At 59.2% G+C, this 12897-nt stretch carries 13 protein-coding genes and 1 tRNA gene; 6 read left to right on the top strand and 8 right to left on the bottom strand.

Translation table 11 applies throughout. From position 1 onward, the window contains the following. The first annotated feature begins 114 nt into the window (after positions 1-114). Positions 115-870, top strand: coding sequence for an SDR family NAD(P)-dependent oxidoreductase (locus ACYBHZ_RS12940; protein ID WP_460274703.1), 756 nt, complete (start codon positions 115-117; stop codon positions 868-870). Positions 871-1024: 154 nt separating this feature from the next. Further along, positions 1025-2743 carry a methionine--tRNA ligase gene (metG, locus tag ACYBHZ_RS12945; protein WP_460274704.1) on the top strand — a complete coding sequence of 573 codons (1719 nt, stop codon included), beginning with the start codon at positions 1025-1027 and terminating at the stop codon, positions 2741-2743. A 104-nt stretch (positions 2744-2847) separates the two neighbouring features. On the opposite strand, the gene ACYBHZ_RS12950 is transcribed toward metG, so the two are convergent. After that, a tRNA-Leu gene (locus ACYBHZ_RS12950) sits at positions 2848-2935 on the bottom strand. Positions 2936-3150: 215 nt separating this feature from the next. Continuing rightward, the gene (locus tag ACYBHZ_RS12955; RefSeq protein WP_460274705.1) at positions 3151-4005 is read right to left on the bottom strand and encodes a glycosyl hydrolase; all 855 of its coding nucleotides are present in this window, start codon (positions 4003-4005) and stop codon (positions 3151-3153) included. 247 nt (positions 4006-4252) lie between these two features. On the opposite strand from ACYBHZ_RS12955, the gene ACYBHZ_RS12960 reads away from it, so the two are divergent. Beyond that, a complete protein-coding gene (locus ACYBHZ_RS12960; RefSeq protein ID WP_460274706.1) occupies positions 4253-4999 on the top strand; it encodes a rhomboid family intramembrane serine protease in 747 nt (248 codons plus the stop codon). A gap of 95 nt (positions 5000-5094) precedes the next feature. On the opposite strand, the gene ACYBHZ_RS12965 is transcribed toward ACYBHZ_RS12960, so the two are convergent. Both ACYBHZ_RS12965 and ACYBHZ_RS12970 read right to left on the bottom strand, forming a co-directional pair. Further along, positions 5095-5307, bottom strand: a complete 213-nt coding sequence (locus ACYBHZ_RS12965) for a hypothetical protein (RefSeq protein WP_460274707.1) — start codon at positions 5305-5307, stop codon at positions 5095-5097. 148 nt (positions 5308-5455) lie between these two features. Then, positions 5456-6244: an inositol monophosphatase family protein gene (locus ACYBHZ_RS12970; protein WP_460274708.1), complete on the bottom strand. Its 789-nt coding sequence runs from the start codon at positions 6242-6244 to the stop codon at positions 5456-5458. Positions 6245-6396: 152 nt separating this feature from the next. On the opposite strand from ACYBHZ_RS12970, the gene ACYBHZ_RS12975 reads away from it, so the two are divergent. Further along, the gene (locus ACYBHZ_RS12975) at positions 6397-6750 is read left to right on the top strand and encodes a DUF1428 domain-containing protein (RefSeq protein ID WP_460274709.1); all 354 of its coding nucleotides are present in this window, start codon (positions 6397-6399) and stop codon (positions 6748-6750) included. Positions 6751-6777: 27 nt separating this feature from the next. Here the strand turns inward: ACYBHZ_RS12975 and ACYBHZ_RS12980 are convergent, their stop codons facing one another. Then, positions 6778-7683, bottom strand: coding sequence for a LysR family transcriptional regulator (locus tag ACYBHZ_RS12980; RefSeq protein WP_460274768.1), 906 nt, complete (start codon positions 7681-7683; stop codon positions 6778-6780). A gap of 93 nt (positions 7684-7776) precedes the next feature. Between ACYBHZ_RS12980 and metF the strand changes: the two genes are divergently transcribed. Beyond that, positions 7777-8610 carry a methylenetetrahydrofolate reductase [NAD(P)H] gene (metF, locus tag ACYBHZ_RS12985; RefSeq protein ID WP_460274710.1) on the top strand — a complete coding sequence of 278 codons (834 nt, stop codon included), beginning with the start codon at positions 7777-7779 and terminating at the stop codon, positions 8608-8610. A 5-nt stretch (positions 8611-8615) separates the two neighbouring features. On the opposite strand, the gene ACYBHZ_RS12990 is transcribed toward metF, so the two are convergent. Both ACYBHZ_RS12990 and ACYBHZ_RS12995 read right to left on the bottom strand, forming a co-directional pair. After that, positions 8616-9650 (bottom strand): DUF2235 domain-containing protein, encoded by a 1035-nt coding sequence (locus ACYBHZ_RS12990; RefSeq protein ID WP_460274711.1) that lies wholly within the window; start codon positions 9648-9650, stop codon positions 8616-8618. Between the two features lie 144 nt (positions 9651-9794). Beyond that, on the bottom strand, positions 9795-10937 hold the full coding sequence (locus ACYBHZ_RS12995) for a type III PLP-dependent enzyme (protein ID WP_460274712.1): 1143 nt from the start codon (positions 10935-10937) through the stop codon (positions 9795-9797). Between the two features lie 297 nt (positions 10938-11234). Here ACYBHZ_RS12995 and ACYBHZ_RS13000 point away from each other — a divergent pair, with 297 nt between their 5' ends. Further along, positions 11235-11666: an Lrp/AsnC family transcriptional regulator gene (locus ACYBHZ_RS13000; protein ID WP_460274713.1), complete on the top strand. Its 432-nt coding sequence runs from the start codon at positions 11235-11237 to the stop codon at positions 11664-11666. Positions 11667-11684: 18 nt separating this feature from the next. Here the strand turns inward: ACYBHZ_RS13000 and ACYBHZ_RS13005 are convergent, their stop codons facing one another. After that, positions 11685-12833, bottom strand: coding sequence for a serine hydrolase domain-containing protein (locus ACYBHZ_RS13005; RefSeq protein ID WP_460274714.1), 1149 nt, complete (start codon positions 12831-12833; stop codon positions 11685-11687). Positions 12834-12897 lie beyond the last annotated feature (64 nt).

The following is a 12897-nucleotide window of genomic DNA, read 5'->3' on the forward strand; positions in this document are numbered from 1 at the left end:
CCGCACAAGCCACATTCACGCATATGCGGGGTGCAGTTTTAGGCCTCCTCAAAGCCACAAGCGATCATAACTCATGTTCTGATAGATATCAGACTATTTGTGGAGGATTGAAGAATGGACATTCGTTTTGACGGTAAAACCGCCATTGTTACGGGCGCGGCCTCTGGGATCGGAGCAGCCATTGCGGAAGAACTCGCCAGCGGTGGCGCAACGGTCGTCGTCGCCGACCTGAACACAGACGCCGCCCGATCCGAAGTCGAAAAGATCGAAAGCCAAGGCGGCAAAGCCATCGCCATCACCGCCGACGTCTCCGATCCTGACGCTGTGAAAGCCATGGTCGATTTTGCCGTCGAGAAAACCGGCAAGCTCGATCTTTTGGTCAACAATGCCGGCATTGGAGGGCCGCTCCTTCCGGTCACCGATGTGGATCCGATCCAGTGGAAAAAGGTCATCGACATCAACCTTATGGGCGTGTTCTACGGCATGCATTACGGCGCTCAGGCGATGAAAGCCTCCGGCGGTGGCGCAATCGTCAATATGGCGTCGATCCTCGGCTCAGTCGCCAGCGCAAACATCTCGGCCTATGTCACGGCCAAACATGGCGTCGTGGGCATGACGAAATCCGCTGCCCTTGAAATGGCTGCGGACAACATCCGTGTGAACTCGGTCGGGCCAGGCTACATCTCAACGCCTTTGGTTGTGGGCACCCTGCCCACTGAAACGATCGAAGCGCTGGAAGGGCTACACGCCAGCAAACGTCTCGGCAAACCCGAAGAAGTCGCCGCGCTGGTGGCCTTCCTGTTGTCGGATCGGGCGAGTTTTATCACCGGCTCCTATCACCTCGTGGATTCCGGCTACACGGCGCAATAAATCCCCCCTCCCTGTTGGAGACTGGCGCGCGGGCTGTCCTGCGCGTCTTTTTTCGTTGCTTTTGGGGCTCCCGCGCCCTGCCCTCTGGCTCTTTGCCCGCAAGCGCGATAGAGAGGCGGGACCACCTATTCCAATCGACGACCGGACGACCCACATGGCACGCACGCTCATCACTTCCGCTCTGCCCTATATCAATGGCATCAAGCACCTCGGCAACCTCGTGGGCTCACAGCTCCCCGCCGATCTTTACGCCCGCTACCGCCGGGCGCGCGGCGATGAGGTTCTGTTCCTCTGCGCCACCGACGAACACGGCACCCCCGCCGAAATCGCGGCCCAGAAAGCGGGCAAGCCGGTCGAGGAATATTGCGCCGAGCTTCATGACGTGCAGGCCGAAATCGCCGCCGGGTTCCGCCTGTCCTTCGACCATTTCGGGCGCTCCTCCTCCGCGCAGAACCACAAGCTGACCCAGCATCTCGCCAAGCGCCTACATGAGGCCGGACTGATCGAGGTCGTGGAAGAAACGCAGATCTATTCCGCCACTGACGGACGCTTTCTGCCCGACCGCTATATCGAGGGCACCTGCCCGAACTGTGGCTATGACTCGGCGCGCGGCGATCAATGTGACAACTGCACCAAACAGCTCGATCCGACCGATCTGATCAATCCGCATTCGACGATCTCCGGCGCGACGGACCTTGAGGAAAAGGTGACGAAACACCTCTACCTCAAACAATCCAAAATGCGCGATGCTCTGAACGAGTGGATCGACAGCAAGACCGACTGGCCGGTGCTCACCACCTCGATCGCCAAGAAATGGCTGAACGATGGCGATGGCCTGCAAGACCGCGGCATCACCCGTGACCTGAGCTGGGGCGTGCCCGTTCAGTTCGACGGCGCGCCGTGGGAAGGCATGGACGGCAAAGTCTTCTACGTCTGGTTCGACGCCCCCATCGAATACCTCGCCTGCGGTGCCGAATGGGCCGAAAAGCAAGGGCTGAGCGATGAGGCTTGGGAGCGCTGGTGGCGGACCGACAAGGGGGCCGATGACGTGCGCTATGTGGAATTCATGGGCAAGGACAACGTGCCTTTCCACACCATCGGCTTCCCGGTCACGATGATCGGCTGCGGCGAGCCGTGGAAGATGGTCGATTACATCAAATCGTTCAACTACCTGAACTATGATGGTGGTCAGTTCTCCACCTCGCGCGGGCGTGGTGTGTTCATGGATCAGGCGCTCTCGATCCTGCCGTCTGACTACTGGCGCTGGTGGCTCCTGTCCCACGCCCCGGAAAGCTCCGATTCCGAGTTCACCTGGGAAAATTTCCAGCAATCCGTGAACAAAGACCTCGCGGACGTGCTCGGCAACTTCGTCTCTCGCATCACCAAATTCTGTCGCTCGAAATTCTCCGAGACGGTGCCGGAAGGCGGTGAATATGGCGAGCAGGAACTGGCTCTCATCAAAGACCTGACCGAGAAAGTCTCGGAATATCAGTCCCATATGGATGCGATCGACGTGCGCAAAGGCGCCAACGCCCTGCGCGCGATCTGGGTCGCGGGCAACGAGTACCTGCAATCTGCCGCGCCTTGGGCCACGTTCAAGGAAGACCCGGAGAAAGCCGCCGCGCAGGTCCGTCTCGGCCTCAACCTGATCGGCCTCTACGCCCGTCTCTCCAGCCCCTTCATCCCGGACACGACCGGGAAGCTCCAGACCGCTCTGGTGCTGCCCGATCTCGACTGGCCCGAAGATGTGGCGGCGACGCTCGACGCTCTGAAACCGGGCCATGTCTTCACCGTGCCGGACAATCTTTTCGCCAAGATTGCCGATGAGCAGCGTGAGGAATGGCAGGAGAAATTTTCCGGCACGCGGAGCTGATCACGGCGCGACGAAATATACAAAATACCCTCCCTGCGGAGGGTATTTTTTTTGCGCAGCCGAGCACTCGGCACATCGCATTTCATTTGATTTTGAGAGTTCAGTGGTACCCGCGGCCGGACTCGAACCGGCACGGCCAGTTACGGCCTAAGGATTTTAAGTCCTCTGTGTCTACCATTCCACCACGCGGGCATGCCCGGCCTGCCGGGCTAAGGGCCAAGCGGATCACTCAGCTCAGGCCTCCTAACATCTTGCCGGTCGATTGCCCAGCCATGTCAGGCACAGAAAACCAGACGCAAAAATGTCGTCCAGACAGTTACAGGATGACACTCCAGAGGCAAGTCGAATTCATAAAAAACGGACCCAAGAGGCCCGCTCATGTGATGCTGATTTTCAAGCGCCAAACGTCAGTCCGTATTGGACGCCACACGGCGGGCGCCAAGACGGCTGAGCGTACGGTCGAACGCCACGCCGACCGGGGTCGGTTGCAGCGAGTTCGTGACGAGATTGATCTTCGGCTGAGCCCCGTAATACGGATATGGGTTCGCCGCGAACCACGCGTGGCGCTCCACGAAAGGCAGCTTCTCCATCATCGTGATCGCAGCCTCCGCGAAAGCGGCGTTTTGGGCGTAGCTGGAAGTCTTGACGTTGCTCCAATCGACGAAAGCAAATTCCGTGACCCAGATCGGCCGCTTGTATTCGGCATAGACCGCCCGCAGCCAGTTCTCGAAGGCTTTCACATTGCCATTCGTCGAGTAGTAGTGAACCGCCATGAAATCGACGCGCAATCCTTTGGCTTCGGCTTGCGTCATAAAACGGCGCTGCCAGGAATTTTTCCCGAGCGTTTGACCTTGGGTCGTTGCAGGGCTTCCGAGCCGCAGACCGCGCGCTTCAAGACGCGGCCAGAGTTGGATGGCCTTTTCCACCGAGAGATTGCTGCCTTCGTTCGTCGAACGATTGTCCGGTTCATTGAAGCCGAGCAAAGCACGGACAGGCAGAGCGGAAACGATTTTCTTGTTCACATCCGAGGCGTCACGGATCATCGGCACAAATTCGACGGAGCGCCGACGCTTGTCCTGAGACCACATCTGATCGGGACGCCAATTGTAGTACCAGCCAAGTGCGGGCGCCTCCTCGATCCAGCGCAACATGCTTTTGCCAGAGGTTTCCCACGCGCCGATCCCCGCCTTGTCGGCAAAAAGCGCCGAAGGCATGAGCAGGGTCATGAGCGTTAGGCCTGTCAGTATGAGTCTTCGGATCATAACTGCCTCATCATTCGCGAGGAAAGGACGGGAGAATGTCTGAGAGTCATAGGGAGGAGAGATGCCGTGACTGGGGCTAGATTGTGGCAAAGAGCGGGCAAGTAGCCTGCGCCCCGCAGGTTTGTCCAGAAACAGCGAACATGCTTTTTATCGTCCGGCGAGAATCCGCCTCCGAAGCGCTTCCGAGCGAAACGAGGGCGCCTGCGGTTGCTCTTGACCTTCCGTCCCCGCCGGTCACATTGAGCACATGTTTCCGATCCGCGATCATAATCCGTCCCGCCGCCCTGCTCTGGTGACCTACGCCCTGATCGCGATAAATCTCGCGGTGTTTCTCGCCATGCTGCCGAGCTACGGCAACGAGCGTGCGCTTATGTCGATCTATTCGGAATGGGCGCTGCTTCCCGCGCGGATCAATTATGGCGAGGGGTATTACACCTTCTTCACCTCTATGTTCATGCATGGCGGCATCATGCATATCGCGGGCAATATGCTGTTCCTCTGGATTTTCGGAGACAATCTCGAAGACGAGATGGGGCATGGCCGTTATCTGGGCTTCTATCTGCTCTGCGGGCTGGCGGCGGGTCTGGCGCAGTACCTCGCCGCGCCGACATCTCGGGTTCCCATGGTCGGAGCTTCCGGCGCAATCGCGGGCGTGATGGGCGGCTATCTCTTGTTGTTCCCGAAGGCGCGTGTCGATGTGCTCTTCATTTTCATTATCTTTTTCAAGATATTCCCGCTCCCCGCATGGGTCATGCTCGGACTGTGGTTCGCGCTTCAGGTTGTGGCCGAACTCGGCTCGGCAGCCAGCACGGGAGGCGTTGCCCATATGGCCCATGTCGGTGGATTTGTTGCTGGGGTCGTGGCGACGCTGCCGCTTTGGTTGCGGCTGGGTGGGGTGCGCTATTGGCAGCAGAGCGCGGGACGCCCCATGCATGCGGAGGCCAAATACAATCTGGCACGCAGCTCAATTCCTGTGGTGCGGCGACGTCGCTAAATGCGACATCACGACATTCACCTAAAAATGCTTGGACCCTAAGGGGGAAGATACAATCTCGAAGCAAGAAGTGAAGCCTTGAGATGGAGCTACACTCAATCCTCTTCGGTCAGGTAATCCGCAACATCAATGCTTTCGACCTCAGAATTGAGCCTCAATGTGAAATCATAAGCGCCTTCCCAGATGATCGCGATGACCATGAGGCTTAAGCCAACGATTGCAGACACCAACACCACCCAATCGACAGTAACAGCCCCGTCGTCTTGGGCGCGATAACGCCGCCAATGCCCGTTCAATGCAAAAATCACGTGTATCCCTCCGATGATTACGATCATAATCACAAGAGAAAACGGCCAAACTTTGACAAGATCGGCACGATAGATTGATATCGGCTAGGCTATTCAGAGACGCTCGGAATGCGCCCTATGCGTCGAATCACATTATAGGAAAGCGCCTTTAGGCCGAACGGATCACCTTGGCAAAACGCTCGAACAGCGCTTCGTTGCCGCTGATCACCTCACCGCTCTCAACCGGGTTGTCTTCGGGGTTGATCCCTTCGACGAAGCCACCCGCTTCTTTCACAAGAAGCACACCGGCAGCCATGTCCCAAGCGTTCAGACGGCGCTCCCAGAACCCGTCGTAACGCCCCGCAGCCACGTAAGCCAAATCGAGAGCCGCAGAGCCCCAGCGGCGCACGCCAGCGGTCGCGGGCAGCAGGCGGGCCAGATCGCGAAGCGTTTCCGGCAGATCGCCGCGCCCACCGAACGGCAGACCCGTGGCGAAGATCGACTCGATCATCTTGGTGCGGCCCGACACACGGATACGGGTGTCGTTCATCCATGCCCCTGCGCCTTTTTCGGCCCAGAACAGCTCCCCCTTGGCCGGGTCGAACACAACGCCAGACACGACTTCGCCCTTATGCTCAAGCGCGATGGAGACCGCCCAGTGCGGCAGGCCGTGCAGGAAGTTGGTGGTGCCATCGAGCGGATCGACGATCCAGCGGCGCGTCGGGTCTTTGCCCTCGACGGGTTTGCTTTCCTCGCCGGTCCAACCGTAATTCGGGCGCGCTTCCATCAGCGTCTCGCGGATGATCTCTTCGGCCCGGATGTCAGCGCGCGACACGAAATCCCCCGCGCCTTTCGAGGAGACCTGAAGGTTCTCGACTTCGCGGAAATCCTTGACCAGAGAACGACCTGCCGAACGGGCGGCTTTGATCATGACGTTGAGATTTGCGCTGCCTTGCATGGTCGAGGCTCCGAAAAGATAAAAGATCTGGGATATTCAGACCGCGCGTATACGCCGCGAAACCCGTCCTGCCAAGGGTGTGTGGACAAAGAATCCGGCAAATTCATACGAATCCGTGTAAGATGGGGATGCATTTACAGAAGAGTGAGCCCATGTCCTATTTTCAGATCGCCGTCCTGCCCGTTCCAAGTGTCAACAAAGCCGCTTATCAACATATGGCACAGGCCATGGCACCCCTGTTCAAAGGCTACGGCGCGCTACAGGTGTTCGAAGGCTGGGGCGACATGGTGCCCGACGGGGAAATCACATCTTTGCCCATGGCGGTAAAGCTCGAGACCAATGAGACGGTTGTGGTCAGCTTCATCGAATGGCCAGATGCAGATACGGCGATGGCCTGCATGCGGGCCATGGAAACGGACCCACAGTTCACCGAACTTTATAAAGACATGCCGTTCGACGGATCGCGAATGATCTTTGGCAGTTTTGAGACCCTGCTCAAACAGTGACCCCGTCGCGGCCCTGCCCCGCATCTTTCACCCCCGCTGGAGCTTTACCGCCTCGGTTTTCGCGATCCGCAGCACATGCGCCATGTAGGGTTTGGTCAGATCATCGTCGCGCACGGCGGCAAACATCCGGCGCGTGACGCCTGTCGCGGTAAGCGGGCGGATGGCGTAATCGGAGTGGCTTCGAATATCACGCATAACCCAATCCGGCAGCACCGCAACCCCGCGCCCTGCCCCGACCAGCATCAGGATGACGTCGGTCAATTCGACCTGCCGCTGCTGCGCAGGTTCGACCCCGGCGGGCGTCAGCAAATCCTTGAACACATCAAGCCGCGCGCGGTCCATCGGATAGGTGATCAGGGTTTGGTCGCGGAAATCCTCGGCTTCCAAAAAAGGTTTCGCAGCCAAAGACGATTTCGACGACATCACGCACATCGGCGCATAATCGAACAGCGGCACAAAGGTGATGCCGGGAATGTCTTCGGGATCTGAGGAGATGACGAAATCCACCTCTTCGCGCTCCAGCGCGGGCAAGGCTCCGAAGGCGAGCCGCTGGCGAATATCGACGTCGATCTCGGGCCATGCCTTGCGGAAGTGATTGAGCACAGGAAAGAGCCAGTCAAAACAGGCATGGCATTCCATCGCGATGTGCAACCGACCGGAGGTGCCTTCTTCGATGCCGCGAAACTCGGCTTCGAGCGCCTGCACCTTGGGCAGCACGTCTTCGGCCAGCGCCAAAAGCTTCATCCCCGCAGGCGACAGCTTCATCGGCTTCGAGCGACGCACGAACAGCTCGACCCCGGCCTGATCCTCAAGCCCTTTGACCTGATGGGACAGCGCGGACTGGGTGATGTTGAGCCGATCCGCAGCGCGGGCAAGCCCGCCCTCCTCATGGATGGCCTTGATCGTGCGCAGATGGCGGAATTCGAGATGCACCTTGAATGACACTCATGTTGATCTTGAGAATTATGAATTTGTCCCACAGGGCGCTGCGTGACACAAGAGCCGTCAGCCCAAGAGGACAAGACCATGACAAAAGCGCCAACAATCTCCTTCGAATTCTTCCCGCCGAAGGATATCGAAGCCTGTTTCAGCCTGTTCGAAACGCTTCAGGTTCTGGGCGATATGTCTCCGGAATTCGTGTCCGTGACCTATGGCGCGGGCGGCACGACGCGCGAGCTGACCCATGACGCGGTGGCTCTGCTACACCGGAAATACGGCTGGAACGTCGCGGCGCATCTCACCTGTGTGAACGCGACGCGCGAAGAAACCCTTGCGATCGCAGAAGGCTACAAAGCGGTGGGCGTTTCAGAGATCGTGGCGCTGCGGGGCGACCCGCCGAAAGGTCAGGGCAAATTCACCCCGGCGGAGGGCGGTTTTGCCAATTCCGCCGAGTTGATTTCGGCCCTCAAAGAAACCGGCGATTTCAAAATCCGCGTTGGCGCCTATCCCGATCCGCACCCGGATGCGGAGGACGAAACCTCGGACATCACTTGGCTCAAACACAAATTCGAAGCCGGAGCCGATTCGGCGATCACGCAGTTCTTCTTTGAGCCCGAGAATTTCTTTCGCTTTCGGGATCGCTGCGCGCGCGCAGGCATCGAGGGGCATATCATTCCCGGCATTCTTCCGATCACGAGTTGGAAAGGCATTCAGAGATTCGCTGCAAGTTGCGGCACGCCGATCCCGATCAGCTACGAAGCCGCGTTCGAACACTCAACGGACCACCACAAGCTTTCGGTCGACCTCTGCACCAAACTCTGTGAAAAGCTTCTCCAAGAAGGCGTCGAAGACCTGCATTTCTACACGCTGAACCGTCCGACACTGACCAAGGCGGTCTGCGCCAATCTGGGCGTGAACTGATCGGCTCAGCCGTTCAAAGCCGGGTGGCGGATCTCTGACGGGTCCGACCCGACCACACGTTTTTCGCGCAACAGAAATAATTTCCCCCAGCCCCGGTTCATGCCGATGGACGGTCCGTGAGGATCGGCCAGATAGCGCGAGCGCCAGTCTTTCGGCAGGGCCAGCCCCGCAAGTTCCGCCTTATCGAGCATCCAGACCAGCGTCGCGTTCGACAGGCGGCGCTCCGGGTTGGCCCCGGACAATTGCCCGCCGACATCGCCATGCGTGCCGGGAAACCACATTTGTTGCAGCACCTGCCCTTTGGACTCTGGGTTCGTCTCGAACAGGAACGGCGCGTAGGCGCTGCGCGCTTCGTCATGGGCAAGCGCATGATAGGCGCGCTTGACACAGCGTGCGGGCTTCCTGTCGTAAAACTCATGAAACACGGTCGAGTATCGCCAGACGATGGGCATATGCAGCCCCAGCGCCGAGACCGTATCCCAGACCCCCAAAAAGTCGATCTCCACCTTCGGGTGACAGTATGTCGCGGTAAATTCGGCGGAGGCATGGGTGTGCGGCGCCATTTGGTAATGGCGGTAGGCCACGAGAATATTGCGCACTGTCGCTTCCTCAGGTCGCAGCAGTCCGATCATATCGATCAACCCCGACAGCGAACGCACCGCATAGGCCCCGCGCGAATAGCCGAACAGGAAAATCCGGTCGCCGGGACGGTAACGGGAGGCCAGCGCGCCATAGACGCGTTGGATTTGCTTGTGAATGCCCCGCCCCTCGATCACATCCATCGTGTCGCGCCAGCCGCGCCACTGAATCCCCGCCTCGTAGCGCACCAGCATGTTCGCCCCCTGCGCCGCTTCTGAGCAGAGCTTGTAGGTCAGCCCCGCATTGGTTTCAAAGCCCGGCGACAGCGAGGACAGCGTGCCATCCATGATGATCACATGGGTCAGCGGGCCACGCGAATGATGGCCGCCGGAGGTGCGCACTCTCTGACGGAATTTGAACAGGTGCGAAACGCGACCAAAGAGGCCTTTTTTCTGATCCATACGAAACAGTTAGCATGAAAAAATGAAAAATCCCCTCCCTTTCACGAGGGAGGGGACGTTGCGTCACAGGCTTGTCGCGTCATTCTGGACAGTCGGGCCGGGACATTCGGCCCGGACGGCCCTTCAGGCGACAAAACGCGACGATCAGATGTGGCGCTGCACCGTTTCCACGGTGATCTGGCCAAAGCCGTTGAATTTGGTCGCGGTCGCCACGGAATAGGCGCCCAGACCGTAGAAGATCACGTGATCTTCCTCTTCCATCGTCACCGGGAAGCCCAGCTCAGACGGCAGTTTGTCGAGACTATCGCAGGTCGGGCCGAACACGGTGCGAAGCACTTTGTCGCCTTCACGTTTGACGCCTTGCGGGCCGAACACGCCGATACGGTCGATCACGCCGACGAGATGCAGCTCGGAAAGGCCGCCATAGACGCCGTCGTTCAGGAACACATGCGCATCGTCGCGGATCGCTTTGACGCGGGTCACGAGCGAGTAGCTTTCCGCCACAAGACCACGGCCCGGCTCGCACACGAGCGCCGGCATGTCCGCGCCAAAAGCCTCAGCCGCGACACGACCGATCAGGTCGAAGGTCGGCTCAAGCTGCGGCACCACCTCGTTCAGACGGTGCGACGGGAAACCGCCACCCACGTTCAGACGGGCGATTTTGACGTCGGCCATGCGCGCGATGTCGGCAGCGGCACGGATGTATTTGTCCCATGCATGCGGATCGGTGCACTGCGTGCCCGGGTGGAAGGTCAGGGACGGCGTGAAGCCGAGCTGAGATGCGAGAAGCAGAAGCTCAGCAGCGGATTCAACGGTCGCACCGAATTTCGCACCGAAGTTGTAGGCAGCGCCTTCAACCGGCAGTTTGAAGCGCACGGAAATCTCGACACCATCGGCAGGCACCAGTTCGCCGAGTTTCACGAGCTCGGAGTGGCTGTCCACGGAGTAGGATTTCACGCCCATTTTGACAGCGTGCAGGATCTCGGTGCGCGACCGCACCGGGTTGTTGTAATGCATGGCCGCGCCGGGGGCGATGCGGGCAATGGTGTCCATCTCCACAGGAGAGGCCACGTCAAAGCCTTTGATGCCAGCGGCAACGAGGTTGGCGAGCACTTCTTCGTCCGGGTTGGACTTCACCGCATAGGTGACAAGTCCCGGAAATCCTTTGAGGAAACGACGCGCGGTCGCTTGCAGGATGGCCGGAGAGAAGAACAGCACGGGATGCTCGGGAGCATGCGTGCGCAGGTATTCGCTGGGCGTTGCCCAGATGGTTTTAGAGAGCCCCATTGGTCATGTCCTTTACCAACAGAGCGCAGCCACATCTTGCCCGGGAAAAGTCCGGTTGGGATAGCGCTTACGCGGTTAATCCTAACCAGGCCAGGTGCGGGACCGCCTCGTTTTTCGTTCGGGCGACCGTCCTTCGATCCTGTCTTTCAATAAGCGCTATATGCGTGTTGATTTGGTCGATAGAAATAGTAAAATCGTGCGGAATGCCGGTCAAATTGACGAAATGGTCGGTCAAATTTACAATGCTTGATCAGCCGGTTCAAATCTTCGGGCCGCTGCGGTTTCAGGAACGGCTAAATGGACGAACTTGATCAAAAAATTCTGACGGCGCTGGCCGCCGATTCCTCCACCTCGGTCTCCCGCCTCGCCCGCCGCTTCAAGGTCGCGCGCTCGACCGTGCAGGCCCGGCTGGAACGGATGGAAACAAACGGAACCATCGCAGGGTACACCATCAAGCTCGGCGATGTGGCGCTTGCGCGGCGGATCAAGGCAACTGTGCTCATTCAGGTGGAACCCCGCACCTCCGCCTCTGTCGTGACGAAACTCAAAGCAATCCCGGAGGTGGAAATGGTCGCGACCTCAACGGGGCGCGTGGACCTGATCGCGCAGATCGCCTGTGACACGACGGAAGAGATCGACCAGACGCTCGATCAGATCAATGGCATCACCGGCGTGCAGGACATTGAGAGCCTGATCCACCTCTCGGTGAAGTTCGACCGTTCGATCTGACCCGAACGGCCCCTCGCCTCATTCCGCGGGGTGCGCCCGCCCCCGCGGTTCCGGCAAAAGCCCCGACATATGGCTGCGCCGGATCGCCCCCGCCATTTCCTCCGCACCACGCGTCGCAAAGACAATACCGCGCACAGGATCGGCCAATTGGTTGACCGTCCCCGTCACGTAAACCCCGAGATCGGGGGAGAAAAAACAGGAGCTTCCACCAAAGCCGAAATGGCCGATCAAGCTCGGCGGCTTGCGAAGAACCCGCTTCGGCCGAAATCCCAACCGCCGCGGCGCGTGCAGCCACCAAGGCGCCGCGATCCGCATGATGCCAGTGCCAAACTCCGCCGGATAGAACATTGTGCGCCATGTATAGAGCTTCGGCAGGATGCGGCGATCAAAGAGATAGCCCTCAAAAAATCCGCGCAGGAAAATCAGAGAGTCGCGCGAGGTGGTGACGAGCCCGCCATCGGCCTGTAGCGAGGTCATCGTGCGCGGCACATGTACGATCATCCGGCGCGACATCGGTGGCACGGGATGACGATCCGCCGGATCACAGTAGATATAGGTGGAGCGCAAACCCAGGCGTTCGGCCACACGACGCTGCACGAGATGTGCAAAGCTCTGCCCCTCGATCTCTTCGATCACACGCCCCAAAAGGTGATAATTCGTATCGGTATAGATCGCCCGCCCTGCACTTCCGGGGGCCGCGACAGCGCCATGAGAGCGCGTGCGCTGGATCACATCCTCAAAGCCCCATCCGCCATCGACACCTTCGACAAGTTCATGCCGTAGCCTGCGCGCGTGGTATTTGTAGATAAAGTAATCCCCGAAGCCGGAGGTATGCGACATCAAATGGCGCACCGTCACCTCTGCGGTGCGGTCCACGCCATCTTTGACATGGAGTTCCGAGCACTGCGCGCAATCGCCAAGATAGTGAACAAAAGGCAGGTCGAAATCGATCTTCCCCTCCTCCAGCAACTGCAACAGGATTGCGGTGACGAATAGCTTCGTCACGCCGGTGGCAAAATAGGGCGTGCGCGTGTCCAGATTGCCCGCCCCAAGGTGACATTCGCGCCCGGTTTCCATGTCGAACATCGACAGGGCCACACCGCTGTGCCACCCGCTGCGGATCATCTTCTCGGCCAGTTTCTGTAAATGCGCGGGGGCGGCGGCCATGGCATGCTCCTTTCGGCTCCGAAAGGGGTGATGCCACATCAAGCTTTAACACCGCGTCAATTTC

The organism is Celeribacter sp. ULVN23_4 (assembly GCF_054788345.1).